This is a genomic window from Kribbella sp. NPDC051718 (genome assembly GCF_040681515.1).
In the GTDB taxonomy this organism is placed as follows: domain Bacteria; phylum Actinomycetota; class Actinomycetes; order Propionibacteriales; family Kribbellaceae; genus Kribbella.
The window spans coordinates 500,380-527,018 of sequence record NZ_JBFAYZ010000006.1 but is presented as its reverse complement, the minus strand read 5'-3'; the positions used below and the strand labels follow the sequence as shown (position 1 = coordinate 527,018).

Below are 26,639 nucleotides of genomic sequence, written 5' to 3'. Positions count from 1 at the left end.
GGGACTCGAGAGGAATTAACGATCCTCTGTCCGCGGGTACCGGCGGGGAGTGAAGACCAGTGGTCCGGCGGGGCGCGGCACTGTCTGGGTCTGCGACGAACCGATCAGCAACAGGCAGCGCATGTCGACGCCTGCCGGGTCCAGCTCGGCCAGCGTGGTGACAGTGACTGACTCGCTCGCGCCGCCCACATCGCGGCCGACGATCACGGGCGTCGTCGGTGCACGGTGTTCGAGCAGGAGGTCGCGGGTAGCGGCCACTTGCCAGGTCCGGGACTTCGAGGCCGGGTTGTAGATGGCGATAGCGAGATCAGCGGCTGCTGCAGCACTCAGGCGGGCAGCAATCACTTCCCACGGCTTGAGCCGGTCCGACAGTGACAACACGCAGTAGTCGTGGCCGAGGGGCGCACCTACGCGACTGGCAACCGCCTGCGCTGCGGTCATCCCTGGCAGCACGGTGACGGCGATATCGGCGTACTCCGGTTCGGAAGCGACCTCGGTGACTGCACTGGCCATCGCGAACACGCCCGGGTCACCAGAGGAGACCACGACGACTCGTGAGCCCTTGCGGGCCAGGTCGAGGGCGAAGGCGGCCCGCTCGGACTCCACCTTGTTGTCCGACCCGTGCTTGCGTTGCCGGGCACGGTCGGGCAGCCGGTCGACGTACGGGCCGTAGCCGATCAGGTCGTCGGCCTCGGCGATCGCATTGCGGACCTGCGGCGTCATCCACTCCGGCCCGGCCGGTCCTAGCCCGACCACCGTTACTGAGCCCTCTGCGCTCACCCTCGGCGCCAGGGCCTCCGGTGCGGGGGTATTGATCGGGCTGGGGAGCAGGGCCAGGGAGAAGTACGGCACCGAGTCGGGGTCGACGTCCGCCAGGGGAGCGGTGCGCTGGGCGTCGGTGGTTGCGCGTTCGACGTACCAGGCCTCGTCTGCCCGGCCGGCGAGCTCGAAAGCCTCGCGTACGTTGGTGAAAGTCCTGCCGAGCTTCATGACTGCGGCAGCGTCGGTACTACGCAGCCGCTCGGCCAGTACGTCGGGTGGCAGCGTGCCGGGGAGGATCGTGAGGATCTCGTCGCGCTCACACAGCGGTCGGCCGAGTACTGCGGCCGCTGCGCTCACCGAGGTCACCCCTGGCACTACCTCGCACGTGTAGCGGTCAGTGAGCCGCTTGTGCATGTGCATGTAGGACCCGTAGAACAGCGGGTCGCCCTCAGCCAGTACTACGACGTTGCGCCCAGCATCGAGATGCGCTGCGAGCCGTGCCGCGCAGTCGGCGTAGAAGTCGTCCATGGCACCCTGATAGCCGCCGGGGTGATCAGTGGTCTCCGTGGTCAGCGGATACATCAGCAGCTCTTCGACCTGACCGTCACGCAGGTACGGCGCTGCCACCGATCGCGCGATGCTCCGGCCGTGTCGCGCGCTGTGGTAGGCGATGACGTCCGCCTCACCGATCAGCCGGGCGGCCTTCACCGTGACCAGTTCGGGGTCACCCGGGCCGAGCCCGACACCCCAGAGCCGTCCGGTCACTCGTCTTCGCTCGCGATCGCATTGATGGCGGCGGCCGTGATCGCGCTGCCACCCCGGCGGCCGCGGACGACCAGGTACTCGAGTCCCAGCTCGTTGGCGGCCAAGGCGTCCTTGGACTCGGCGGCGCCGATGAACCCGACCGGAATCCCCAGGATCGCGGCCGGTCGTGGCGCACCGTCGCGGATCAGCTCGAGCAACCGGAACAAGGCGGTCGGAGCGTTGCCGATAGCAACGACCGATCCGGCCATCCGATCCGCCCACAGATCGATCGCGGCGGCGCTCCTGGTGGTGGCGTGCTGCTCGGCGAGCTCAGGCACCGACGGATGGCTCAGCGTGCAGACGACGTCGTTGCCGGCGGGCAACCGCTTGCGGGTGACTCCCGCCGCCACCATCGACGCGTCGCAGAGGATCGGGGCCCCCGCCTGCAGCGCAGTGCGCGCGGCCTTGATCACTCCGTCGGAGAAGGCGAGATCCTGGACCAGATCGGTCATCCCGCAGGCGTGAATCATCCGTACGGCGACCTGCGCCACGTCCGCCGGCAACCCGTCCAGCGCCGCCTCGGCCCGGATCGTCGCGAACGACTGCCGGTAGATCTCGGCGCCGTCGGCCACGTACTCGTACTTCTCGCTCACCTGTGTGCCCTCACTTCATCGACTCCCATCGCGACCCCATCGACCGCGTAACCGCCACCCCCGAGGGCAACCACGTCCAGAAACTCTCCACCGGGCTTCCCGCATCGTCGCTCACACCCGGACCAGTGCACCCGCCCACCACCCGACCACCCCGGGACTACGCGCCGAGCGTCCCCGCGAACATCCCCCAACGCCTTCCCACACCCCGGCCGCCCCGCACACGAGGTGACCCCGTTCCACGGCGAAGACCCCTCAAGCACCAACCCGACCTCAGCCAGCCGCCGTACCTGCGTGCCGACCACCACTACCGACCGCCAAGGCGTAACCCGTACCTCATCCGCAGACTCGGCCAACGCCTCAGCCTGCTCTGCAGCAAGTACTCCAAGCGGAACAGTAGCCACAATCCCGCCCTCAAAAGCCCCCGCCACAGCAGGCTCACCCCTGACATCCTCAGCCCGACCACCTTCCAGACCAAGCCGCGTCAGAACCATCCGCGGCCCATCCTCCAACTCACCCAGCCGCCAAGCCTCGGACCCCTGCTCATCCCGGACCGCCAGGAAAGCCTCCGCCGCAGCCACCATGACCTCAGCCACCCGCTCCACCGCCACCCGTACTCCAGTAGCGACTCCTGCAAGCAGCAGCTCACCCTGCTGACCATCACTCATCCGCACGGCGACATCTGGCTTGGAGGGAGCGAGGTCTCCCCGCCCATCGTCCAGCGCGAACAGGAAGCGCCCCGGCAAGGCGGCGAGCCCCGGGGTAGCGCACAGCAACCGGTCCAGCTCACCAGCGAGCGGCAATACGTCGTACCGGCTGAGGTGATCGAGTCCGGACAGCGGCGAGGCGAGGATGTTCCGCACCCGCTCATGCGTGATCGACGGCAGCAACCCCGCCGCGTACAGCCGCTCGGACAGCTCCACCGGCGCGCCGGGCTGCAGCGCCCGGATCTGCACATTCGCCCGCGACGTGAGCTCCAGGTGACCGTCACCCAGCTCCACAGCCGCCGCGGCCAGCACCCGCAGTTGCGAGGCGCTCAGCACCCCGCCAGGCAGCCGCACCCGGGCCAGCCCGCCGTCGGCCGCCTCGTGCACAGCGAGAACGCCCGGACAGCGGTCCGGCACAGTTCTTTCACGAGGCACCACGGCGTGATGCTACTTTCCCGCCCGTTTGCCCGCGCAGCAGCCCTCTGGGACCGCTGCGCAGGCGTAGTACCGGCTAGAGGTGGGCGTGCGGGTGGGTGGGGGAGCGGTGCTGGAAGGAGAGGATGCCCGGATTGCGGATCCGGCCGCCCTCGATCTCGATGGCGCGGTCGATGGTGGTGTCGGCGTGCCAGGACTCCGGCCCGTCGAGCACCGTCCGCAGGTACGGCAGCAGAGCCTCGCTGATCTCCCAGCTGGCCGAGTTCCACAGGTACGACGGGGTGTGGTCGACGCCGTAGTACGTGACGTTCTCGCCGACGGTGAAGGTGGGCTCGGCGAAACCGGTCGGGCGGGCCCAGCTGAAGCCCATGCCCAGGTCGCAGGAGACGTCGATGATCAGGCTGCCCGGCGCGAACTGGTCCAGGTCCTCCTCGATCAGGAACGTCAGCGGTGCGTCCGGGTCCTGCAGCACACAGTTCACGACGATGTCGTGCTGGGCCAGGAAGCCGGCCAGCGGCACCCGCTCGTCGTCGATCAGCGCGTGGCTGCGCCGCGGGTCGCTGGTGTCGTCGGGGTCCTCGTGGTCGAACTGGATCATCCGGGCGGAGTGGATCGGCGAGCTGACCGCCGCCACACCCCGCCCGGTCAGTACGTCGACATCGTGGATGCCGTGTGCCGCCAGCGCGGTCACCGCACCTCGTGCGGTCGCGCCGAAGCCGATCACCACCGCGTTGAGCCGGCGGCCGTAGTCACCGGTCGAGCCGATCATCTCCAGCGCGTGCAGCACCGAGCAGTAGCCGGCCAGCTCGTTGTTCTTGTGGAAGACGTGCAGGTTGAACCGGCCGTCGTCGGTCCAGTGGTTCATCGCTTCGAAGGCGATCAGGGTGAGCTCGCGATCGATCGCCAGCTGGGTCACCTTGTCGTCCTGGACGCAATGCGGCCAGCCCCACAGGATCTGTCCGGTGCGGAACTCGGCCAGATCCTCGTGTTGCGGCTTCGGCAGTAGTACGACGTCGGCCCTGGCGATCAGCTGTTCCCGGTCAAGGACGCCCGCTACGGACCGGGACAGCTCCACGTCGGAGATGCCGAACTTCTCGCCGTACCCGGACTCGAGAAAGATGCGCTGCCGCAGGTCGTCGTCGATGCGTTCGAAATGGTGCGGATGGATCGGCAGCCGATGCTCGTTCTCTTTGCGGGAACGGCCGATGACGCCGAGAGTTAACTGGTCCACGATGGGCCCCTTTGGTTACCGCCTGTCTAGCACAGATGCACCAACCGGAGATCATCTGCTAGCGGATAATCCCGCGCTAGGATGATCAGCATGGCTGATACACCGTTGCGTACCGTGCCCGATCTGACCGGGATGCTGATTCATGCCGGTCATGTGCTGGAGACCCAGCTGACCGCGGCGCTGGCGGAGATCGGGCTGACGCCGCGGATGCAGTGTGTGCTCGGCTACGCGCTGGAGGAGGACCGGACCCAGATCCAGCTCGCCGAGCTCGCCTATCTCGACAAGACGACGATGGTCGGCACCGTCGATGCCTTGGAGCAGGCCGGTTTCGCTGAGCGGAAGCCGTCGGCGACCGATCGCCGGGCCCGGATCGTCGCGGTCACCCCCGCCGGGGCCAAGGCTGCCGAGGAGGGTCAGCGAGTCGTCGACAGAGTGCACGGTGAAGCCCTCGCCGCCCTCGCCGCCTCCCAGCGAAAGCCCTTCGCCGATGCTCTCGCCGAACTCGTCGGCGGACAGCTCGCCACTCCGGTCGAGGCCCAGCCAGTACGCCGGCCTCGCCAGCGCACATGATCCGCTAAAAGATCGTCTGCTACGGAACCATCTGTTAAGGTCGTACTTGTCCTGTTCTGCTGACAAGGAGACGACCGATGACGCTCACCACCCGCCCGGAGCACGCAGGCCAGCTCGGGCGCGCGAAAGCGCTGGCCGTGTTGTGTGTGATGCAGCTGATGATCATCCTCGACGGCACCGTCGTGACGGTTGCGCTGCCGACGATCCAGAGCGACCTCGGCTTCAGCCAGGCCGGTCTCGCCTGGGTGATGAACTCGTACCTGATCGCCTTCGCCGGTCTTCTCCTGCTGGCCGGCCGGATCGGTGACCTGATCGGCAGCAAGCAGGTGTTCCTCACCGGCCTGGCCGTCTTCACCGCGGCTTCTCTGCTGTGCGGTGTCGCCACCAGTTCCGAAGTACTGATCGCCGGCCGCTTCCTGCAAGGCGTCGGCGGCGCCCTGGCCTCCGCGGTGATCCTCGGCATGATCGTCGGCCTCTACCCGGCACCAGCCGACCAGGCCCGCGCGATGGGCGTCTACGGCTTCACCTCTGCCGGCGGCGCCTCGATCGGCCTGATCCTCGGCGGAGTGATCACGCAGACAGTCGGCTGGCACTGGTCCTTCCTGATCAACGTGCCGATCGGCATCGTCTCCCTGGTGCTCGCCACCCGCCTGCTCAAAAGCCAACGCGGCCTGGGCCTCAGCAAGGGCGCCGACGTACTAGGCGCAGTCCTGGTCACCGCTGGCCTCTCGCTGTCCGTCTACACAATCGTCCAGACCGCGGAGCCGACCGCAGACCTCCCGCGCACGCTAGTCCTCGCGGCAGCAGCAATAGCGCTCCTCACCGCCTTCGTACTACGCCAGGCCCGCGCCACCCAGCCCCTGCTCTCCCTGCACATCTTCCGCAACCGCCAGGTGACCACAGCCAACCTAGTAGTCGTCCTACTCTTCGCAGCTGGCTTCGGCTTCCAGTTCATGACCGCCCTCTACCTGCAGCGAGTACTAGGCTTCGACTCGCTCCACACCGGCCTGGCCTTCCTTCCGGCGCCGATCCTGGGCGCAGTGATGTCTCTGTTCATCGGCCCACGCCTGATCGCCCGCTTCGGCGCCCGCGCACTCCTACTGGCAGGCCTAACCGCCCTCCTCGCGGCGCTACTGCTGATGAGCCAGGCTCCCGTCAACGGCTCCTATCTAGCCAACGCAGTGGCCCCACTCCTCCTAGTGGGAGCCGGCATCGGCGTGGGCATCCCGGCAGCGATCATGCTCGCCATGTCCGGCGCAGAGCCGAGCGACGCCGGCCTGGCTTCCGGACTCAACAACACCGCCCAGCAGGCAGGCGCAGCAATCGGTACTGCGGTACTGGCAACGCTGGCCGCCTCGCGCACCGCAGGACGGGTGGCAGCTGGAGCGACGCCGATCAGCGCATTGCGGGACGGCTACAGCATCGCGTTCGTTGCCGCGTCGGCCTTTGTCGTCGCGGCACTGCTCATCGGTACGACACTCCTGCTGCGCTACCGTGGTCGCCCGTGAGCATGACGAGGAACCCCGACCGGCTGGTGCTGTTCACCGACGCAGTGGTCGCCATCGCCGTCACCCTGCTGATCCTCCCGCTCGTGGAGGTCGTCACGGAGGTGGCGAAGGCACAGGCGGAGGCGAACGGGGGAGACGCCCCGGACCCGTTCGCGGTGATCAGTGAAAACCAGCCGGCCATCTTGTCGTTCCTGTTGAGCTTCGTGGTGATCGGGCGGTTCTGGCTGGTTCACCATGGCGTCTTCGAACACGTCAAGGCCTACAACAGCATGCTGGTCCGGCTGAACATGCTCTGGCTGCTGTGCATCGTGGTGCTGCCGTTCCCGACCGAGATCCTCGGCCAGTTCAAGAGCGACACCTTCTCGGCGGCCTTCTACTCCGGCACCCTGGTCGTGCTCGCACTGACCCAGACGGCGCTCACGATGCTCGTCCATGGACACAAGGAGCTCGAGGCCGACGACAACCCCCTCACCGACCGCGAGATCGTCGGCTCTGTCGCCTTCCTTGCTTGCGCGATGGCCGCGTTCCTTCTCGCGCTGGTGCCGGGGGTGCGTCTCTACGGCTTGCTCGCGCTGATCCCGAGCGGCTGGATCGCCAAACTCATCAGCAGTCAGCGCGAGCGCCGTACGGCGTCAGTGGCCTAGATCGGCCCAGAACCCACAGTGGTGTTCAGCGCTGAGGTTGACCCGCTGGATGCCACCCTGGTCGGTCGGTGCAAGTGAGAGCCCGCGGATGTCGCCGTGGCCGGCCGGAGCCCAGTGCGGACGCCCCGGTCCGTTCGGGTCACCGGTACTAGCGAACGCCGTCCAGTAGTCGATCATCTGCTCCGACAGTCGCTTCTGCGCGTCGGTCAGCGGGAACTCGTAGCCGCCGAGGCTGAACAGATACGGCAGCTCCGTAGCGTGCGCTGCGCCCTGCCCTGGCTGGGATAGTGGCGAGTGCTTGTCGGCGAACTCATACGCATACACAGGGACCTTCCGAGCCGCCTGCTGGTCAGTGGTGACCTGCGTGCACGACCAGATCCGATCCGTCGTCACCACTGTCCAAGCAGCAGCGGTCGACCCGTACTTCGCCAGTGGGTACTCCTTCAGTACCTTCTGAGCATCCGCAGCACCGACCATGTCGGTCACCAGTCGCGGGTAGTCCGCATCAGTGAGCACGCCACCGTTGAAGGCGGTCAACCACGCTGACGCCTCGTCGTGGTTGTTGCCGGACAACACGGGCACCCGGTGGAACAGCCCAGCCTTCATCGCCTTCGCCGGGCTCAGCGGCAACACCGCAGTACCGCCATAGGCAACCTGCGTGAAGTTCAGCGTGTCCTCGACCAGTACTGCGGGATCCGCCGCGCGTAGGCAGTCCAAGACCGCTTGTCCCGGCTTGCAGCCAAGCTTGGCCGCGTTGTCGGCTGCCCATTCCTTGCCGTTCTGCTGCACGGTGCTCTGCGAGATCCACGGCGAGTCAGCCGCCTGTCCCGGGTACTGGCTGTTGTCGCCCCAGTTGAATGCGCAGGAGCCGCTCTGCATGACTGCCTTGGAGAAGAGGCCGGTCGAGGTCGGCGAGGTGAGCTGGGTGCATACGCTCATGCCACCGGCCGACTCACCGGCCACAGTAACGTTGCGCGGGTCGCCCCCGAAGGCCCGGGCGTTCCGCTGCACCCAACGGAGGGCTGCCTGCTGGTCCTGGATGCCGTACGTACCGGAGGCGGCCAGCCCCGGATAGCCGAAGAAGCCGAAGATCCCCAGCCGGTAGTTGACCGTGACAACGATGACGTTGCCGCGGGCAGCCATCTTGGAGGCCTCGTAGCTGTTCCCGGCGCCGGAGAAGAAACCACCGCCGGGGATCCACACCACCACAGCACGCGGCTTCGCGGCCTGCTGGGTCGGCCGAGTGACGTTCAGGTAGAGACAGTCCTCGTTGGTGGAGCCGCCCGGCGCTTCCGGGTTGTCCCCTTGCGGGCAGACGCTGGACAGCTTGGTCGCGTCACGGACGCCCGCCCAAGGCGTCACGGCCTGCGGGGGCTTCCAGCGCAACGCGTGCACCGGCGGAGCGGCGTACGGGATGCCGTTGAAGACCTCGGTCGTCGCCGTCGCCTGCCCACGTACTTGCCCGGCATCAGTCCGTACTACGGGGCCCGGGGCAGCCGTGGCCTGGTTGACAAGGAGTGCGGCCGGCAGCAGCGCAAGGGCTGCCGCCAGCGACACCTTCCTGCTAATAGTTGTCCTCATGCCGTGCAGCCTCTGCCAAGTCCAGCTGGACCCGCTTCGGCCGCACGGCCACTACGCCTACACCTTTGGTCTAGGGGTCAGCAGTAAAGGTTGCTGCCGGGGGAGACCCCGAGGATGCCGGTGATGCGGTTGTAGGCGTCCACGCGGCTCTGTACCTGACCAGGATTGCCGCCGTTGCACTCGATCGAGCCGTTGATGCTGCGGATGGTCTCGCCGAAGCCGGCGCCGTTGACCATCGCGTTGTGCGGCGTCATCGTGCCCGGTCCGGACTGGGTGTTCCAGTACCAGAGGCTGGCCTTCCAGGAGACCGTCGCGTTCTGCTCGACCTGGTAGGGGTTTCCGAGCAGGTCGATGCCGAGGAAGTCGCCGGCGGCCTTGTAGTTGAAGTTGTGGCTCAACTGCAGCGGACCGCGGCCGTAGTACGCCGACTGGCCGGCCGGGCAGCCGTACGGGAGCTCCGGGTGGCAGTAGTTCGGGTAGTTCGCGGTGTTGATCTCCTTGATGTAGACCAGCCCACCGGTCTCGTGGTTCACGTTGGCCAGGAAGGCAGCGGCCTCGCGCTTGCGGGTGGCGTCGTCACCGGTCTTGGTGAAGCCGGGGAACGCAGCCGCGGCGCTGACCAGGCCGGAGTACGTGTAGAACGAGTTCCGGCTCGGGAACATCGAGTTGAACTGCGACTCGCTCACCGGGAAGCTGCCGGTCGGCGGCGGATCCGTCGGGCCGCCGTTGCAGGTGTAGGGATCCCAGTACCAAGTACTGACGGTCGGGTCGTAGCCGGGGTTGTCGTGTTCGGCGATGTAGTACAGGCCGTTGGTGTACTTGACGATGTTGCCGGTGACGTAGTTGGCGCCCTGGACCCAGTTCGGGTAGTTACAGGCCGGCGGGGCCGGGTCGCCGCTGCAGCTGAACGGATCCCAGAACCAGGTGCTGATGATCGGGTCGTAGCCGGGGTTGTCGTGTTCGGCGATGTAGTACAGGCCGTTGGTGTACTTGACGACGTTCCCGGTGACGTAGTTGGCGCCGGCCACCCAGTTCGGGTAGTTGCAGGCCTGGGTCGCGGTGGGGGCTTGTACGCGGGCGTCGGCGGGTGCCGTGACCAGCATGGACAGCACGACTCCGAAGGCCGCGAGGACCGGCAGAACGCGCACGAAACGAGGCATCTTCACGATGGCACTCCTCTGTCCTGACCCGGCGCAGTGGGGGCGCGCGCCAAAGGTCATGGGGGCGGGTGGACACCGAACAAGCTAGATCCGCCGGACAGCGAGCAGAAGAGCGTGCGCTCTAGACTTTCTAAAGATCCTTTGGTAATTCTTTTCCAGGCCGTCGCAACAAATACGTGTCCATGATCCAGCCCTTGCGCCGGCGCGCTTCTGTACGCGCTTCGACGATCTGCCCGGACACCTCGGACAGTGGTCCGGCGATCAGGATCTCGTCCGGCGTGCCGAGGTAGGCGCCCCAGTAGATGTCGGCATCCTGGTCGGTGTGCTGGGTGAAGGCGGTCTGCGCGTCGAGCATCACCACGACGTCGTCGACGTCGTCGGGCCAGCTCTTCGCGAGTCGTCGTCCGGTGGTGATCTCGATCGGCCTGCCGACCTGGTTGAGCCCGACCCGGTGCCGGGCCGCGAGGGCGGAGACGCTACTGATGCCGGGGATGACCTCGATCGCGAAGGTCAGCTCGCCGCGGTCCAGGATGTCGTCGAGGATGGCCAGCGTGCTGTCGTACAGGGACGGATCGCCCCAGACGAGGAACGCGCCGACCTGGCCGTCCTTCAGTTCCCTGGCGATCAGGCCCGCGCAGACGTCCGCCCGGCGGCGGCGCCAGTCGTCGACGGACTCGACGTACGCGTCGCTGCTACGGTCTCGCTCGGGGTCCTGCCCGAAGACGACCCGGTACTCGCGTTCGCCCGCGTGCCGTCGCAGGATCTCCGCGCGCAGGTCGACGAGTTCCTGCTTGACCTCGCCCTTGTCGAGGACGAAGAACACGTCGACCGCGTTGAGCGCCTTCACGGCCTGGAGCGTCACGTGATCCGGATCGCCGGCGCCTACCCCGATGACCTTCAGTTCCATCATGGCGCCGACAGTAGTAGGGAGGCCGGGTTTGGCTGCCCGCCCAGTTACTGCTAATTTCAAAGTAACTTCGTCGAGAGGTGCCCGTGCCCACTGCGGAAGAAATGCTCAGTACTGCGTCCGTGGTCGCCCTCGGCGCCTGCTTGAGCGCGGCGGCCCCTTCGCTGGAGCTGGCCACCGTGACCGCGGCGCCTGCCGAGTTGGCCGGCCTGGGCTTCAGCGAGCGCGGCCGGCTGGTGCGGGACGCATTGCTGGCCGATCTGCCCGCGGAGTACGGGGCTCTGGAGAAGATCTTCCGGGCGGCGCTGGACGATCCCAGCTTCACCGGCTGGATGATCTGGCCGGTGACCGAGGCTGTTGCGGTCCGGGCGGTCGCGGATGGTGAACTCGAAGCAGGCCTCGCGTTGATTGCTGCCCTGACGCCGCGGCTGACCGCTGAGTTCGCGCTGCGGACCTTCTTGGCGGCGGATCTGGAGCGCACGCTGGCGGTCGTACTCGAGTGGACCCGGGATCCGGATGAGCATGTCCGGCGGCTGGCGAGCGAAGGCACCCGGGCGCGACTGCCGTGGGCCAAGCGGGTGCCCGGGCTGATCGAGCGGCCCGACGTGACGCGGCCGATCCTCGAGGCGCTGCGGCGGGACGATTCGGAGTATGTCCGTCGCTCCGTCGCCAACCACCTCAACGACTTGAGCCGGATCGACCCGGGGCTGGCTGTCGAGATCGCCGGTGAGTGGCTGGCGTCGCCGGAGCCGACGACGGCGCGGCTCGTGCGGCATGCGTTGCGTACCTTGATCAAGGCGGCTGACCCGGGAGCCCTTGCGTTGCTGGGGTTCGAGCCCCCTGTGGGGTTGGTGGTGGATGGGCCGCTGGTCGCAGTACCGGCTGTTGCGGTGGGGGAGTCGCTGGCTTTCGAGTTCAGCGCGCACAACCGCGGGTCCGGTGAGTTGCGGCTGGCGATCGACTACGTCGTCCATCACGTCAAGGCGAACGGCACCCTCGCGCCGAAGGTCTTCAAGCTCACCACCCGGACGCTCGCGCCGGGGGAGTCGGCGACGATCGCCAAACAACACTCGTTCAAGCCGATCTCGACCCGCCGGTACTACGCCGGCGAGCACGCGCTCGAACTCCAGATCAACGGCCGTCCCTTCGGCCGCTCCACCTTCACCCTCACCACGGAAGGCATCCGATGACCATCCCCACCCCGCCCGACCCGACCGCCGCCGAGCACGCGAAGCACCTCCCGCACTCGATCACCACCTACCTGCGCGAGGCGGACCCGGCCCACCGCGCCAACGCCCACGACCTGCTGTCGGCCTTCACCCCCGACGCCGTGGTCGTCGACGAGGAGACCACCTACACCGGCCACGACGAGATCCACCGCTGGCGCGAAACCGCCGCCACCGAATACACCTACACCGTCGAACTGACCCACGTGGAAAAGCTCGACGAAACCCACTACGTCACCACCAACCACCTGGAAGGCAACTTCCCCGGCGGTGTCGTAGACCTCCTCTACCGCTTCACCCTCGACCCCGATTCCACCCTCATCACCCACCTAGAAATCGCGCCCTAGACGGCCCCTCAAGTCAGTTGCCTGAGGCACCTTGTGCATCACCTGAGTATTTCCCGGCGGCGGATCTGCTCACGTCGAGCACAAAGTCGCCAAGAATCGGCCAACCGGCCCCGTTGCCCGCCAGCCCGAGGCTGAAAACTCGGCCATGGCGGCTGGGTCGAAGGGGTGCCGCCGTGGTGGCGGGCCGTCATCCGCGCGCGGATCCAGTACTAGTACTCCGCTCCGAACGCGTAGCCGAACTGTCCCGCTCGACCGGGGTGGCGGCTGCCGTGGGCGCGCTGGTGGTGCTCGGCGGCGGCATGCTGGTGGCCTCGGCCGCCGAACCCGCGACGACCACGATCCACGCCTGCGTCGACAAGAACTTCGGCGACCTCCGCGTGATCGACCCCGCCAAGGGCGGCTCCTGCCGCTTCTACGAGAACCCCACCTCCTGGAACCAGCAGGGCCCCAAGGGCGACCCGGGCACCCCCGGTGCGGCGGGTGCTCCCGGCGCTCCCGGCGCCAAGGGCGACAAAGGTGACAAGGGCGACCAGGGCCCGAAGGGCGACCCGGCCGACAGCGTCGGCGTCACCGTCTCCGCCCCCGTGCTCGTGAAGCAGGCCTTCAAGCCGGGCGAGCGGCACTCCTGGCAAGCCCTGTGCCCGGCCGGCCAGGTCGTCGTCAGCGGTGGGCACTCAGGCGACTCGAACAGCGGCGAGGGGCTGATCTTCTCGGACTCGGAACCGCTCTACTTCGCGCAGGGCTGGAAGGTCGAGGCGACCTACACCGGCACCCAGAGCAACGTCCAGGGCTACGCCTTCGCCCTCTGCGCGGTCGGCCACAGCACCGCGACCCCAGGCGGCGGCGCAGGCTGATCGTTTGAACGAGGCTGTTCCGGGGTGTTGGCTGGAAGGAAAACGCCCCGGAAGGACCTCCGATGGACATCGGTCTGCAGATTCCCGACTTCACCTGGCCGAACGGCGCTGCCGCGCTCGGCGCCGAGCTCGCCGCAGTGGCTGAGACCGCCGATCGGGCCGGTTTCAGCCACTTGGCCGTGATGGACCACTTCTTCCAGATCCGCGGTGTCGGCCCGGCGGATCACGACATGCTCGAGGCTTACACGACGCTCGGCTTCCTCGCCGCGCATACCGAGCGGGTCAAGCTCTTCACGCTGATCTCCGGTGTGCACTACCGCCACCCCGGTCTGCTGGCGAAGGCGGTGACGACGCTCGACGTGCTGTCCGGCGGCCGCGCGATGATCGGCATCGGCGCCGGCTGGAACGAGGAAGAGTCCCGCGGGCTCGGCTTCGACTTCCCGCCCGTCGCGGAGCGGTTCGAGCGGCTGGAGGAGACGCTCCAGTACCTGCAGCAGATGTGGTCCGACGAGGACAAGCCGTTCGAGGGCAAGCACTACCAGGCCGAGCGGCTGCTGAACGTCCCGCAGGCGCTCAGCAAGCCGCACCCGCCGATCATGGTCGGCGGCGGGGGAGAGAAGAAGACGCTCCGGCTGGTCGCGCAGTACGCGCAGTCCTGCAACCTCTTCAACACCCCCGACCTCGAGCACAAGCTCGACGTCCTCGAACAGCACTGCGAGGACGTCGGCCGCGACTACGCCGAGATCACCAAAACCGTCTACCAGACCCTCGACGCCGAGAACCCCCAGCAACTGATCGACGAACTGGGCCGCCTCCACACCCTCGGCTTCGACGTAGCCATCGGCGGCATCCCCCAACTCCCCAACCTCGAAGCCGTCGAACGCATCGGTACGGACGTCATCCCCGTCGCCGCAGCCTTCTGATAACCGCGCGCCGAGCCGGCCCAGGGGGCCGGCTCGGCGCGCGGTGGTTGGTGGGCGGTGCGCTGCAGAGGCCGGTCAGCCGGCGATAACGGCGACGCCGAGGCGGCCGCCGTCCACGTCGAGGACTGTGCCGTGGATGAAGGAGGCGTCGTCGCTGGCCAGGTAGACGGCTGCTTGGGCGATGGAGTCCGGTGCGCCGATCTGGCCGTATGGGGTACCGGCCATCATCGACTTGGCGGGATGATCCTCGACGGTGTGGACGACGCCCGGAGAGATCGTGTTGACCCGTACGCCGGACGGCCCGAACTCGGCCGACCAGGCGCGGGTCAACGTCTCCAGCGCGCCCTTCGAGGCGGCGTAGACGGCGCCGATCGGGATGCCGAGGCGTGCGACCCAGGAGCCGAGGTTGATGATCGTGCCGCCGCCGGCTGCGGCCATTGCCGGGGCGATCGCGGCGGTCAGGAAGTACGGGGACTTCACGTTGACCGCGAAGACCTGGTCGAAGGTCGCCTCGTCGGTATCGACGGTCGTCCCGCCGTCGATGGCGCCCGCGTTGTTCACCAGTACGTCGATCCGCCCGCCAAGCAGCCGCGTAGCCGTCGCGGCCAACTCCTCCGCCGCAGCCTTCGCACCGCCGACGGCGCTGCCCTCGCCGGCGTCCGTTGCGGTCGAGCCCTGGAGGTCCACGGCGACGAAGTCGGCTTGCCCGCCGGCCGCGCGGATCTCGGCGACCACCTCGTCTCCTCGAGATTTGTTGCGTCCAGCAACGACAACCTGGGCGCCCTGGGCGGCCAGGGCGACGGCGATCGCGCGACCGATGTTGCTGGTGGCACCGGTGACCAGTGCCGTCTTGCCTGCCAACCGCATGAGTTCTCCTCAACGACTAAGAATGGACCGTTGAGTCCAGAGTAACACCAGGAATGGACTGCTTGGTCCAGTGAGGGCCAAGCGCTAGGCTGGGCCGCATGGAGCGAGTGCTGACCGCCAAAGGTGCGGCGACCCGGCAACGGATCGTCGAAGGCGCCGCGCAGCTCATTCGCGAGCGCGGGGTCGCCAACGTCGGGCTCGACGACATCCGCGCGTCCACCGCGACGAGCAAGAGCCAGCTCTTCCACTACTTCCCCGACGGCAAGGCCGACCTGATGCTCGCCGTCGCCAGGTACGAAGCGGAGCAGGTGATCACCGACCAGCTGCCCCAGCTCGCGGACCTCACCACCTGGCGCAAGTGGCAGGCGTGGCGCCGTCGCGTCATCCAGATCTACGACGCGCAACGAGCGGCCTGCCCGCTCTCCGCGCTGACCGCCCAACTGGGCAAGGCGGACCCCACGACCCGCGAGATCGTCGACGGACTGACCGACGAGTGGACCGGCTACCTGGCGACCGGCGTACAGGCGCTGAAGGACTCCGGCGAGATCGACCCGCGCGTCGACGTGACCAGGACGGCCCACGCCATCCTCTCCGCCGTCTCCGGCGGCGCGACCCTCCTGCAGTCGACCAACCGCCTCAGCTACCTCGAGGACGCCCTCACCGAGGCCCTCGACAACATGCGCCGCCCGAGAAGCTAATCCTCGTCAGCAGCCGGCTTGCCCTCGCGCCACTCGCGCTCGAAGGGCAGCCGCCAGGCGTGCGGTGCGATCAGCTGGTGAATCGCGTTCGGCCCCCAGGTACCGGGTGCGTACGTCTTCACCGGCGGCGGGTCCTCCAGCAGCAGCGTCGAGTTCTCCCACAGCGACTCGATGCCCTCGGCCGTCGTGAACAGCGTGTGATCGCCACGCATCGCGTCCAGGATCAGCCGCTCGTACGCCTCCAGGACGTCGCCCGCCGTCTCGGTCTCCTGGGTCGAGAACTGCATCGACAGCTTCTCCAGCCGCATCCCCGGCCCCGGCCGCTTGCCGTAGAAGGACAGCGACACCCGCGACGAGTCGGCCAGGTCGAAGGTCAGGTGGTCCGGACCCTGCGAGCCGACGCCGGACCCGGACGGGAACATCGTCTTCGGTGCTTCCTTGAAGGCGATCGAGATGATCCGCATCCCCTCGGCCATCTTCTTGCCGGTGCGCAGGTAGAACGGCACGCCGGCCCAGCGCCAGTTGTCGATCCCGACCTTCATCGCGATGAACGTCTCGGTGTCGGAGTCCGGCGCGACGCCGTCCTCGCTGCGGTAGCCGCCGTACTGGCCGCGGACCACGTCCGTCGGCTGGATCGGCAGCATCGAGCGGAAGACCTTGTTCTTCTCCTCCGAGATGGCCCGCGGCTCCAGCGCGGTCGGCGGCTCCATCGCGACGAACGCGAGCACCTGCAGGACGTGCGTGACGACCATGTCCTTGAACGCGCCGGTCGGCTCGTAGAAGGTGGCCCGCTGGTCCAGCCCGAGCGACTCGGGGATGTCGATCTGGATGTGGTCGATGAAGTTGCGGTTCCAGATCGGCTCGAACAGCCCGTTGGCGAACCGGAAGGCGAGGATGTTCTGCGCCGCCTCCTTGCCGAGGAAGTGGTCGATCCGGAAGATCTGCGACTCGTCGAAGGTCTCGTGCACGAAGTCGTTCAGCGCGATCGCCGACTGCAGGTCGTCACCGAACGGCTTCTCCATCACCACCCGAGCCCGCTCGACCAGGTCGGCGTCGCGCAGCATCTGGATCACCGAGTGGGCGGCCTTCGGCGGTACGGACAGGTAGTGCAGCCGCCGGGTGTCGGGGCCGAGCAGGGTCTCGGCCTCCTTCACCGCGGCGGCGAGGGCGTCCGGCCCGGCGGTCGTCGGCACGTAGGAGAGGCGGTCGCAGAACTGCGCCCACTCCTCCTCGGTGATCTTGTGCGTGCCGTAGGTGTCCACCGCGAGCCGGGCCCGGGCCTGGAACTCTTCGGTGCTGAGCTCCTCGGTCGCGGTGCCGATGATCCGTACGTCCGGAGCGAACCGGTTCTGCTGCAGGTAGGCCAGCCCCGGCAGCAGCTTGCGCTTGGCCAGGTCGCCGGTGGCCCCGAAGAGCACGATCACGTGCGGCGCGAGCGGCTCCAGATCACGCCGCGACGGCCGCGCGCCCGGCGCGGGATAAGCGATCGTCTGGGTACGTGAATCGGGCATTCTCAGGTCCTCCTACGGACGACGCGGCAAACCTTGATCAGTGTAGGCGCGCCGCCTCGAGGATCGCCCGTACGAACGCCTTCGGCTTCTCCTGCGGCAGGTTGTGCCCTGCACCCTGTACTACGTGATGCACCCGGGGACCGGTGAAGTGGAAGGCCGAGGGTTTGCCATCCGTCCATGGAAAGTTGCCGTCGTCTTTGCCGTCGAGCGTGACCGCGGGGACCGTGATCAGCGGCTGCTTGCGGAGTTGGGCCTCCAGCGCGTCGTACCGGGGATCGCCGGGCTCGGTCAGCCGGCGGTGGCGGTACACGTGCAGGACCACGGCGACGTAGTCCGGGTTGGTCATCAGCGAGGCAGCCCGGTCGAGGTCGGCCTCGGTGTAGTCCCAGGTGGGGGAGTTCTTGGTCCAGACGACCCGGGCGATCTCCTTGCGGTTCTGGGTCAGGCCGTTCTTGCCGCGCTCGGTGGTGAAGTAGTCGAAGTACCACTGAGCGGCCTCGACCGCCGGGGCCGCTGGGATCACGGCGAGCTTGGGGTCGAGGTTCTGGACCAGATAGCTGTTCACCGAGACCAGTGCGACGCAGCGCTCCGGCCAGAGCGCGGCGGCGACGCACAGACCGCGACCACCCCAGTCGTAGCCCGCGAAGATCGCTCGCGGGATCTGCAGCGCGTCCATGAAGGCGATCCAGTCCGACCCAAGCGCCGCCTGCTGCCCAGACCGGAAGGTGTCGGCCGACAGGAAGACGGTTTCGCCGTGCCCACGCAGAAACGGCGTCAGTACCCGGTATCCACGGCGGACCAGCTCAGGGACGACTTCGGTGAAGGCGTACGGACTGTAGGGCCAACCGTGGCCGAGCAGCACCACTGGGCCGCCAGCTGGTCCGGCTTCGTAGTACGCGATCTCTAGTAGTTCAGTGCGTACTTTCTTGAGTCGGCCCAGGCCTCGAGAGGGCGTTGCAGTTGCTGTGCCGGCCACGCTCGAGAGCGAGGCAGCGGCCGCTCCTGCGCCGACCACCTTGCCGAAGGTTCTTCTGCTGATCATCGAAAGCAGTCCTCTCTCAACGCAGGGAACGGAAGGCGGCGCGGAGCTCGCGGCTGAACAGCTCGGGCTCTTCCCAGGCGGCGAAGTGGCCGCCCTTGTCGACCTCGTTGAAGTAGATGAGGTTGTGGTACGCCTGATCGGCCCAGCTGCGCGGGGTCTGGTAGATCTCGCCCGGGAAGACGGTGATCGCGGCCGGGATCGAGATGTCGACGGCGTTGAAGTTGTTCTCGCAGTTCTCCAGGTAGAGCTGCGACGACGAGACGGCCGTGTTGGTCACCCAGTAGAGGGTGATGTCGTCGAGCATCTCGTCCCTGGTCAGCGACCGCTCCGGGTCGCCGCCGCTGTAGGTCCACTGCGCGAACTTGTCGTACATCCACGCGGCCAGCCCGGCCGGCGAGTCGGTCAGGCCGTAGCCGAGCGTCTGCGGGCGGGTCGCCATCATCGCGGAGTACCCGGTGTTCTGCGTGTAGAAGGTCTTCAACGTGTCGAAGGCCTTCCTCTCCACCGGGCCGAGCCCGGCGGGAGCGGGGTCGCCGTCGTTGAGCGCCTTCGCCACGTCCGGCGGCACGGTGGCCGGCATGTTGATGTGGATGCCGAGCAGCCCCGGGAAGGCGCGGCGGGCCATCTTGTCCGAGACGACCGCACCCCAGTCGCCGCCCTGGGAGACGTACTTCGAGTAGCCCAGCCGCTTCATCAGGACGTCCCAGGCGAGCCCGATCCGGTCGGCGTTCCAGCCCTTCGCCGTCGGCCGCTCGGAGAATCCGTAGCCGGGCATCGACGGGATGACCAGGTGGAACGCGTCCGCCGCGCGGCCGCCGTACGAGGTGGGATCGGTGAGGGGACCGATCACCTTCTGCAGCTCGAGGATCGAGCCGGGCCAGCCGTGCGTGATGATCAGCGGCAGCGCGTTCGCGTGCTTGGAGCGGATGTGGGTGAACTGGATGTCGAGGCCGTCGATCTTGGTGACGAACTGCGGCTGCGCGTTCAGCCTCCGCTCGACCTTGCGCCAGTCGTAGCGAGTACCCCAGTAGTGGACGAGCTCCTGGAGCTTGGCCAGCTGCACGCCCTGGGACTGGTCGGTGACCGTCTCCTTGGCGGGCCAGCGGGTGGCCTTGATCCGGTGCCGCAGGTCGGCGAGCACATAGTCGGGCACATTCACCCGGTACTTCCGGATGGCAGTGTCCGTGCTGGTTGCTGCTGTTTCGGAGCTGGCCAGCGCCTCGGTGCTGGAGAGGGCTCCGGTGGAAGCCACTGTGACTGCAGCGGCTGAGGTGGCGAGGAAGGTCCGCCGCGACGATTGTTCGGGCATGGAATGTCTCCTACGGATAGTCAGCGCACTTACGCCTAGCAACGTAGGAGCGTCTGGCCGGCCGCCGCGCCCGTCAGATGACGCTGCCGGTGTACGTCACCCCGGGGAATTCCGCAGTACGGCGGGCAGATCAGCGCGCGACGTGATGCCGAGCTTGGGGAAGATGCGGTGCAGGTGGGTGCTGACGGTCCGGTGCGACAGGTAGAGCCGCTGGCCGATCTCGCGGTTGGTCAGGCCCTCGGCGGCCAGTTGGGCGATGCTCAGTTCGTGGGGGGTGAGTTGCTCGCGCGCATCCGGCGTACGGCGTGGGCTGGTCTCGCCTGCGGCACGTAGCTCGCTGCGGGCTCGCTCGCTCCAGGGGATCAGGCCCAGAGCGTCGAACGTCTCGCGTGCCGCCCGCAGGTGGACGCGCGACTCCGCTGCTCGGCGGTGGCGGCGCAACCACTCGCCGAACGCCAGGTGCAGTCGCCCGCGCTCCAGGGGCCAGCCGGTGAGATCACCGGAGAGCGCGGCCAGGAAGAGCTTCTCTGCGTCGTCGTCGCTCGCCAGTGCGGCGCGGGCGTAGCGCAGGCCGATGTGGAGCGACGGGGAGCCGGTCTGCTGGGCGTCCTTCTCCAGCCTGCGGATGATCTCGCGCGCTGCGTCCTCCTGGCCGCAGCGGATCGCTGCCTCGGTCAGGTCGGCGATCAGGTAGCAGCGGAGGGCTAGCTGGTAGGACGGCTCGGTGAGGTCGAACACCCGGTGCAGGTCGGCGAAGGCGTCGGCGTGCCGGCCCTCGCCCAGGGCGGACAGGCCGCGGGCGAGTTGGACGGTGGCGAGGATTGGCCGGGCACCTGCGGCTAGGGCGACCTGTTCTGCCTCGGCGATCAGCTCGGCGGCTTCGGCGTACTGGCCGCGGAGGGCTGCTATCTCGGCCTGGGCGGACAGCGCGAAGCCGTACATGAAGATCTGGTGGGTTTCCTTGGCGAGGCGGGCCGCTTCCTCGGCGGCGGGCAATGCGACGTCGAGGTTGCCTAGGCGGGTGGCGCTGCAGGCGTGTACGGCCAGGGCGCGGGCCAGCAGGCCGAGGCGGCCCTGTGCTCGCAGGCCGGCTGCGGCGGACGCTGAGAACCTGGCGGCCAGCTCGAAGGCACCGATCTGGAGGGCGGCGCTGCCGAGGAATCGCTCGACCTCCGGGTCACCGCCGGTCTGCCCGGCCAGCTCCATCAGGCCGGCCGCGACCGCCTTGCCGCGCTCGATCGGTGCGACGTAGGCGAGGATCGCGATCAGCCGTGGGTCATGCTCATCGAGCGGGAGGCTGTCGGCGACGTCGAGCAGATGCTGGCGCGCCTCGGGGCCGGGCTCGGCCCAGAAGCACCGCATACCCGCACCCCACAGGATCCGCATCGCCAGATCCAGATCACCGTCCTCGTAGACCGACCGCGCCAGCTTGGCCAGCTCGATCGGCCCGGCCGTGTCGTCGACCAGCCCGTCGTCGAAGCTGCTCCGGATCCAGGTCGCCCGCGCCCGGTGCTGGAACGACAGCGTCTCCCTGGAGGCCTCCGCGAGCAGCCGCTCGACGAGATCGGACCGCCCCGCCTCAACACTCAGATCAGCCGCCCGCAGCAGCCGATCAGCACGCAACTCAGCCGTCTCACTGAGCCGCGCAGCCTCCTCCAGCCCCGCAATCGCCGCCCCAACCCCACCCCGGTACTGCGCCCGCTCAGCCGCCTCGACCAGCGCCCCCGCAATCCCCTCATCAGCCCCCTGAGCCGCCGCAGCCAAATGCCAGGCCCGCCGCTCCGGATCCTTCACTAGCTCCTGCGCCAAAGCCTGATGAGCCGCCTGCCGCTCGCCAACCGTCGCCGCCTGGACAATCGCCGACCGCACCAAGTGATGCCGGAAGGTCAGCCCGCCGGCCTGGAGCTCGATCAGACCGGCCTTGACGGCGGGAGCGAGCACATCCGTAGAGATGGGCACGCCAGGACCGCTGTCACCGCCGAGTGCAGCAAACAGCAAACGCCTCCGGGTCTCTGCAGGCAAAGCCGAAAGCCTTGCGCCGAAGGCTCGTTCGAGCCGGGTGTTGAGCGGAACAGTGGCCTTCAGCAACGAATCTGCCTGGAGCGTGGCAGGCAGCTCGGTCAAGGCGAGCGGGTTGCCGGCGGCCTCGGACAGCAAGCGTTCGCGGACGGCCGGCTCCAGCGTCGGCGCGACCTCGTCGAGCAGCGCGGAGGAGGTTGCTGGGCTGAGCGGTTCGACGTGGAGGGACGGGAGTTCGGCGTCCAGTTGGCTGGGGACGCCGTCGCGGACGGTGGCGATCAGGACGACCGGCTCGGAGTCCAGCCGCCGGGCTACGAAGGCGAGCACGTCGGCGCTCGCCTGGTCGAGCCAGTGGGCGTCCTCGGCCAGCAGCAGAAGCGGAGTACCGGTGTCGGAGAGCAGGTTGAGCGCTGCCATTCCGACCAGGTAGAGGTCGGGTATGTCGCCATCGGCGAGGCAGAGCGCGATTCGGAGGGCTTCACGTTGCGATCCCGGGAGGGCGTCGATCCCCTTGCGCACGGGATGCAGCAGCTGGTGCAGTCCGGCGTACGGGAAGTTCTGCTCGGACTCCGAACCAGTAACCGACAGCACCTTCGCCCCGGCCGCCTTGGCCTGTACGACGGCCTCGGCAGCCAGCGCCGACTTCCCGATCCCGGCCGCGCCCCGGATCACCAGAGCCCCACCGGACTCGGTGACCCGGGCAACAAGCCCACTCAGCAGTGCCTGCTCCGCTGACCGACCGAGAAGTGTCCGCACGATCCTGAGTGTGGCATGCCAGAACAAAGGTCAAGAACCGCTGGTAAGACCTTCATCAGACCCACATGTCAGCGCCGGCGGAGGTGGGCGTGCTCGATTGCGGGTGGAGTCGCGTTGTAGTTGTCGGCCGGGTCGAGCTCGGTGCCGGGTGGGACGATCTCGTCGATCCGGTCGAGCACATCGCCTGACAGGTCGAGCTCGGCGGCCGGTAGCAGGCTGTCGAGCTGATCCTGAGTGCGAGGGCCGATCAGTACGGACGTCACCGCCGGGTGCGCCCGGGCGAACGCGATGGCCAGCTGCGGCAGCGTCATCCCCGCCTCGGCGGCGAGAGCGCTGAGCTTGCCGACAGCAGCTGCCTTCGCGGCGCCGGTCACAGTGGTGGGGTCGTAGTGGTTGGGCCGGGTCGACGCCCGGTGGGACGACAGCAAGTCCGCCCGACCGGACAGCCAGCCGCCGTTGAGCGGGCTGAAGACCAGTACGCCGAGGTCGTGCCGCTGGGTCACCGGGAAGACGCTCGCCTCCGGGCGCCGGGTGAAGATCGAGTACATGAGCTGCTCAGTCAGGAACCGGTGCGTACTCCGCCGCTCCGCGGCCCACTGTGCCTCGACGATGGTCTCGGCCGGGAACATCGACGACCCGAACGCCCGGATCTTGCCCGCCTGGACGAGGTCGGACAGCGCGGACAACGTCTCGGCGACGTCCGTGTCGTGGTCCGGCCGGTGGAGTTGGTAGAGATCGAGGTGATCGGTGCCGAGCCGGCGCAGGCTGTTCTCGACCGACTGGATGATCCACCGGCGGGAGGCGCCGCTCTGGTTCGGGTCGGTGCCCATCGGCAGGCCGAACTTGCTGGCCAGTACGACGTCGTCGCGCCGGCCCTTGATCGCCGTACCGACGATCTCCTCGGACTCGCCGGCGGAGTAGACGTCAGCGGTGTCGATCAGGTTGATACCGGCGTCGAGGGCGGAATGGATGATCCGGACCGAGTCCTCGTGGTCCGGGTTGCCCATCGCGCCGAACATCATCGCGCCGAGGCTGAGATCGCTGACCGAGATGCCGGTGCCGCCGAGAGTTCTGCGGTTCATGGGAATGCCTTTCTGTCGATACTTCGATCAGACCACCGGTGGCCGGCGAGGTGTGAGCCTGATGCTGGCGCCGGCTTGCGCGATCCTGGCGACTTCGGAGCACACTGGGGGAGTGGACCTGCTGGAAGAGCTCCGGAAGCTGATCGTCCGGCACGCCGTCGGGCAACGCGGACACAGTCGGGAGCTGCTGGACGGCGTACAGGTCAGCAGGGTCGATGCCCCGACCGAGTTGAGTGCGGGAGTGGCTCAGCCGTCGGTCGCGATCGTTGCCTCGGGCGTCAAACTGACGCTGCTCAACGGGGTCGCCTACGAGTACAGTGCCGGGCAGTTCCTGGTCACCTCGCTGGACCTGCCGGTGATCGGCCAGGCGTTGAAGGCGAGCCCGGACGAGCCGTTCGCGGTGGTGAGCATCCGGCTCGACCCGCTGGAGATTGCGCCGCTGCTGCTCGAGACGCCGGCCCGGCCACCGCAGTACGGCGGCATGGTGGTCAGTGATGCGACGCCTGACCTGCTCGATCCGGTCGTCCGGCTGCTGCGGATCGCCGATCGGCCGGACGACGTCCGGGTGCTGGGGGCGGGCATCCGACGAGAGATTCTGTGGCGGCTGCTCCTCGGCGACCAAGGCGCGCTGGTTCAGCAGATCGGGCTGGCGGACGGCATGCTCGCTCACATCTCGGATGCGATCGGCTGGATCCGTCGGCACCACAACGAGCCGATCCTGGTCGCCGAGCTGGCGGAGGTGGCCGGGATGAGCGTGTCGACCTTCCATCGGCATTTCCTGGCCGCGACCTCGATGACGCCGATCCAGTTCCAGAAGCAGCTACGGCTGCAGGAGGCCAGGGTCCTGCTTCGCACCCAGCCACTGACGGCCGCCGAGGTCGCGTACCAGGTCGGCTACACCAGTCCTGCGCACTTCACCCGGACGTACCACAAAGCCTTCGGCCGTACGCCGGCCGAGGACCGGACTCCCTAAGACACGCCTTCGTAGGCGGCGAACACCATGCCGAGGCCGCGGTCGTCACCGAGCGCACTCTCTTCCAGCATCTGGTTCATCACATAGGCAACGGTCAGCCGGGCGTCGAGGTCGACCAGGACCAGCGAGCCGCCCCAACCGCCCCAGCTGCAGGTCCGGCCCTGCACGCTGTACCCCATCCCATAACGCATCCGGCCGCCGAACACCTCGTCCTGACCGGAGAACTGCTCCTCGAGGACCCGCTCGCACCCGGCCGCCGACAGCAACCGCACCCCACGGGCCTCGCCGCCGTTGGCAAGCACCGACTGCACGGCCGCGACCGATCGCGCGTTGCCGAATCCGTTGGCCGACGGGATATCCGCCCGCCGCCACGCTTCGGTATTGGCGGTCTCAGCCGGGATGGGAGGGTTCCCGGGCCCCGCCGCGACGATTTCGGGCGCTCTGGTCGGAGCTGGGATGATCGGCGAGACCCGGTGATCGTCCTCGGGCGGCACACTCAGCTGGAAGTCTGCCCCGAGCGGTCCGGCCACCTCCTCGGCGAAGAAGGTGGCGAAGGTCCGGCCGGTTGCCCGCCGGACGATCTCACCGATCAGGAATCCCTGGGTGACCGCGTGGTACGCCCCGACCTCCCCGGGCGGCGAGCTCGGCGCCTGCTCGGCCAGCAACCTCGTCATCAGCGACCAGTCGTAGAGCTGCTCGGTCCGTACCGGCTTCTCCCAGGTGGGCAGCCCGGCAGTGTGGCCCAGCACATGTCGTACCAGCACCTTGTCCTTGCCTAGGGCACCGAATTCCGGCCAGTAGGTTGCGACCGGCGCGTCCAGGTCGATCACGCCGCGGTCGGCGAGGGACAGCGCTGTCAACGCGGCCATCGTCTTCGTCGTGGAGAAGACGCAGGTGATCGTGTCGGTCTCCCACGGTCTGGTGCGGGCCTCGTCGAAGTACCCGCCCCAGAGATCCACCACCGGCTCGTCACCCAGGTAGACGGCGACCGAAGCGCCGACGTCCTTGTCGTCCAAAGACGCTGCCAGCGCCTCCCGCACCGCTTCGAACCGCGCGTCGCAGGTCCCCTCCACCTCAGCCATGAACCCATCAAAGCCACTACGCCCGCTGGCACCAACTGATTTGTTCGGCGGGCATCAGGATTTCATCACTCTGACAGCAGGCGCTGCTACAACGAGTGAATGCGCAAACTGGGGATCTTCTTCGCGGCGGCGCTGACCGCCCTGCTCATTCCGCTGCAAGCCCACGCCGTCACCGGCTGGCGGATCGTCGGTTCCGACAACGCCCGGCCGCTCGACGAGGGCCAGGGTCTGGCGACCGTGACCCGCGGTGGCACCACGACGTACCGGTACACGGGCACCACGACCATCCCGCTCGATCTGCTGGTGGGCGGCTGGAACCACGTCGGCGACCCGGGTGCTGCCGGGGGCTGGTACGTGGAGCCGTACCAGCGTGACGACCGTGGGGCGAAGCTGTACCGGGTGCAGTCGCCGACCGGCAAGTGGGCCAACTACAAGCACGCCCTGGAGCCGTGGGAGGCGAGCAACAACAGCTTCTCCGCGGTATCCCCGGACGTGCGCTGGATGGTCACCGGCGAGTGGGGAACGATGGACCGCTTGCTCGTACTTCCGATGCCCGGCGTCGGCGCCACCAACCCGGGCCAGAACCTGCCGTACACCTCGGCCATCCGCCTCAACCACCAGGTCCGCGACATCCAAGGCTGCGACTTCGTCACCGCAACCCAACTCCTCTGCGCCTCCGACGACCCCGACGGCACCCTCTTCGGCACCACCAAGCCTCTGCTCCAGGTAGACCTGTCCGCTCCCGTCGGCACCGCCGACGTCACCGGCACCGTCACCTCCCTCGGCCAACTGCCCTTGCAAAGCGCCTGCACCGGCACCTTCGAGGTCGAGGGCATCGACTACTACGAACCCGACGCCACCCTCCGCGTCATCGTCCTCTCCCCAAGCATCTGCATCACCACCGACAGCAAGACCTACCGCTTCCAGCGGTAAGACCGCCCCGACCCAAGGGGGCAAGGAGCGAAGCCCCAATCCACCGGACCACAGCCAACCTGTCACCCAAAGCGGAACCCAACCTCAGCGGGGGGTCCGGGGGGCGAAGCCCCGCCGG

General features: G+C 68.0%; 24 protein-coding genes. 10 read left to right on the top strand and 14 right to left on the bottom strand.

Annotated elements, in window-relative coordinates:
• Nucleotides 1–15: 15 nt before the first annotated feature.
• From AB0M15_RS25070 to AB0M15_RS25055, 4 genes are all read right to left on the bottom strand, one after another.
• The gene (locus AB0M15_RS25070; protein WP_363823718.1) at nt 16–1,527 is read right to left on the bottom strand and encodes a precorrin-2 C(20)-methyltransferase; all 1,512 of its coding nucleotides are present in this window, start codon (nt 1,525–1,527) and stop codon (nt 16–18) included.
• Complete coding sequence (locus tag AB0M15_RS25065) at nt 1,524–2,159, bottom strand: precorrin-8X methylmutase (RefSeq protein WP_363823716.1); 636 nt, start codon at nt 2,157–2,159, stop codon at nt 1,524–1,526. Before AB0M15_RS25065 ends, AB0M15_RS25070 begins: the two co-directional genes overlap by 4 nt.
• Nucleotides 2,156–3,301: a precorrin-3B synthase gene (locus AB0M15_RS25060; RefSeq protein ID WP_363823715.1), complete on the bottom strand. Its 1,146-nt coding sequence runs from the start codon at nt 3,299–3,301 to the stop codon at nt 2,156–2,158. Before AB0M15_RS25060 ends, AB0M15_RS25065 begins: the two co-directional genes overlap by 4 nt.
• 73 nt (nt 3,302–3,374) lie before the next feature.
• Complete coding sequence (locus tag AB0M15_RS25055; RefSeq protein WP_363823713.1) at nt 3,375–4,529, bottom strand: N(5)-(carboxyethyl)ornithine synthase; 1,155 nt, start codon at nt 4,527–4,529, stop codon at nt 3,375–3,377.
• A gap of 90 nt (nt 4,530–4,619) precedes the next feature.
• On the opposite strand from AB0M15_RS25055, the gene AB0M15_RS25050 reads away from it, so the two are divergent.
• From AB0M15_RS25050 to AB0M15_RS25040, 3 genes are all read left to right on the top strand, one after another.
• Entirely contained in the window at nt 4,620–5,099 is a 480-nt protein-coding gene (locus tag AB0M15_RS25050; RefSeq protein WP_363823711.1) for a MarR family transcriptional regulator, read from the top strand.
• Nucleotides 5,100–5,176: 77 nt separating this feature from the next.
• Nucleotides 5,177–6,607, top strand: coding sequence for an MFS transporter (locus AB0M15_RS25045; RefSeq protein WP_363823710.1), 1,431 nt, complete (start codon nt 5,177–5,179; stop codon nt 6,605–6,607).
• A 2-nt stretch (nt 6,608–6,609) separates the two neighbouring features.
• Entirely contained in the window at nt 6,610–7,251 is a 642-nt protein-coding gene (locus AB0M15_RS25040; RefSeq protein ID WP_363823843.1) for a TMEM175 family protein, read from the top strand.
• Here the strand turns inward: AB0M15_RS25040 and AB0M15_RS25035 are convergent.
• The 3 genes from AB0M15_RS25035 to cobF form a co-directional block, all read right to left on the bottom strand.
• Entirely contained in the window at nt 7,240–8,832 is a 1,593-nt protein-coding gene (locus AB0M15_RS25035) for a carboxylesterase family protein (protein ID WP_363823708.1), read from the bottom strand. The two genes, AB0M15_RS25040 and AB0M15_RS25035, sit on opposite strands and share 12 nt — an antisense overlap.
• Before the next feature lie 77 nt (nt 8,833–8,909).
• Nucleotides 8,910–9,992: a chitinase gene (locus tag AB0M15_RS25030; protein ID WP_363823841.1), complete on the bottom strand. Its 1,083-nt coding sequence runs from the start codon at nt 9,990–9,992 to the stop codon at nt 8,910–8,912.
• A gap of 130 nt (nt 9,993–10,122) precedes the next feature.
• Nucleotides 10,123–10,902, bottom strand: a complete 780-nt coding sequence (gene cobF / locus AB0M15_RS25025) for a precorrin-6A synthase (deacetylating) (RefSeq protein ID WP_363823706.1) — start codon at nt 10,900–10,902, stop codon at nt 10,123–10,125.
• Between the two features lie 83 nt (nt 10,903–10,985).
• Here cobF and AB0M15_RS25020 point away from each other — a divergent pair, with 83 nt between their 5' ends.
• The 4 genes from AB0M15_RS25020 to AB0M15_RS25005 all read left to right on the top strand — a co-directional run bounded on the left by AB0M15_RS25020 (nt 10,986) and on the right by AB0M15_RS25005 (nt 14,249).
• On the top strand, nt 10,986–12,089 hold the full coding sequence (locus tag AB0M15_RS25020; RefSeq protein ID WP_363823704.1) for a DNA alkylation repair protein: 1,104 nt from the start codon (nt 10,986–10,988) through the stop codon (nt 12,087–12,089).
• Nucleotides 12,086–12,472, top strand: a complete 387-nt coding sequence (locus AB0M15_RS25015) for a nuclear transport factor 2 family protein (RefSeq protein WP_363823703.1) — start codon at nt 12,086–12,088, stop codon at nt 12,470–12,472. The genes AB0M15_RS25020 and AB0M15_RS25015 overlap by 4 nt, the downstream gene beginning before the upstream one ends.
• Before the next feature lie 173 nt (nt 12,473–12,645).
• Nucleotides 12,646–13,326 carry a hypothetical protein gene (locus AB0M15_RS25010; RefSeq protein WP_363823701.1) on the top strand — a complete coding sequence of 227 codons (681 nt, stop codon included), beginning with the start codon at nt 12,646–12,648 and terminating at the stop codon, nt 13,324–13,326.
• Nucleotides 13,327–13,388: 62 nt separating this feature from the next.
• Entirely contained in the window at nt 13,389–14,249 is an 861-nt protein-coding gene (locus AB0M15_RS25005; RefSeq protein ID WP_363823699.1) for an LLM class F420-dependent oxidoreductase, read from the top strand.
• A 75-nt stretch (nt 14,250–14,324) separates the two neighbouring features.
• Here AB0M15_RS25005 and AB0M15_RS25000 read toward each other — a convergent pair whose 3' ends face one another.
• The gene (locus tag AB0M15_RS25000; RefSeq protein WP_363823697.1) at nt 14,325–15,116 is read right to left on the bottom strand and encodes an SDR family oxidoreductase; all 792 of its coding nucleotides are present in this window, start codon (nt 15,114–15,116) and stop codon (nt 14,325–14,327) included.
• A gap of 98 nt (nt 15,117–15,214) precedes the next feature.
• Between AB0M15_RS25000 and AB0M15_RS24995 the strand changes: the two genes are divergently transcribed.
• Nucleotides 15,215–15,814 carry a TetR/AcrR family transcriptional regulator gene (locus AB0M15_RS24995; protein WP_363823696.1) on the top strand — a complete coding sequence of 200 codons (600 nt, stop codon included), beginning with the start codon at nt 15,215–15,217 and terminating at the stop codon, nt 15,812–15,814.
• Here the strand turns inward: AB0M15_RS24995 and zwf are convergent.
• The 5 genes from zwf to AB0M15_RS24970 all read right to left on the bottom strand — a co-directional run bounded on the left by zwf (nt 15,811) and on the right by AB0M15_RS24970 (nt 23,533).
• Entirely contained in the window at nt 15,811–17,325 is a 1,515-nt protein-coding gene (gene zwf / locus AB0M15_RS24990; protein ID WP_363823695.1) for a glucose-6-phosphate dehydrogenase, read from the bottom strand. The two genes, AB0M15_RS24995 and zwf, sit on opposite strands and share 4 nt — an antisense overlap.
• 37 nt (nt 17,326–17,362) lie before the next feature.
• Complete coding sequence (locus tag AB0M15_RS24985; protein ID WP_363823693.1) at nt 17,363–18,367, bottom strand: alpha/beta hydrolase; 1,005 nt, start codon at nt 18,365–18,367, stop codon at nt 17,363–17,365.
• Nucleotides 18,368–18,383: 16 nt separating this feature from the next.
• Nucleotides 18,384–19,676, bottom strand: coding sequence for an epoxide hydrolase family protein (locus AB0M15_RS24980; protein WP_363823692.1), 1,293 nt, complete (start codon nt 19,674–19,676; stop codon nt 18,384–18,386).
• Nucleotides 19,677–19,772: 96 nt separating this feature from the next.
• Nucleotides 19,773–22,451 carry an AAA family ATPase gene (locus AB0M15_RS24975; RefSeq protein WP_363823690.1) on the bottom strand — a complete coding sequence of 893 codons (2,679 nt, stop codon included), beginning with the start codon at nt 22,449–22,451 and terminating at the stop codon, nt 19,773–19,775.
• A 68-nt stretch (nt 22,452–22,519) separates the two neighbouring features.
• Nucleotides 22,520–23,533 (bottom strand): aldo/keto reductase, encoded by a 1,014-nt coding sequence (locus tag AB0M15_RS24970; RefSeq protein ID WP_363823688.1) that lies wholly within the window; start codon nt 23,531–23,533, stop codon nt 22,520–22,522.
• Nucleotides 23,534–23,594: 61 nt separating this feature from the next.
• On the opposite strand from AB0M15_RS24970, the gene AB0M15_RS24965 reads away from it, so the two are divergent.
• Nucleotides 23,595–24,506 carry an AraC family transcriptional regulator gene (locus tag AB0M15_RS24965; protein WP_363823686.1) on the top strand — a complete coding sequence of 304 codons (912 nt, stop codon included), beginning with the start codon at nt 23,595–23,597 and terminating at the stop codon, nt 24,504–24,506.
• Here AB0M15_RS24965 and AB0M15_RS24960 read toward each other — a convergent pair.
• Nucleotides 24,503–25,588 (bottom strand): serine hydrolase domain-containing protein, encoded by a 1,086-nt coding sequence (locus tag AB0M15_RS24960; protein ID WP_363823684.1) that lies wholly within the window; start codon nt 25,586–25,588, stop codon nt 24,503–24,505. The genes AB0M15_RS24965 and AB0M15_RS24960 overlap by 4 nt on opposite strands.
• Before the next feature lie 99 nt (nt 25,589–25,687).
• Here AB0M15_RS24960 and AB0M15_RS24955 point away from each other — a divergent pair, with 99 nt between their 5' ends.
• Complete coding sequence (locus AB0M15_RS24955; RefSeq protein ID WP_363823682.1) at nt 25,688–26,521, top strand: hypothetical protein; 834 nt, start codon at nt 25,688–25,690, stop codon at nt 26,519–26,521.
• Nucleotides 26,522–26,639: the final 118 nt, after the last annotated feature.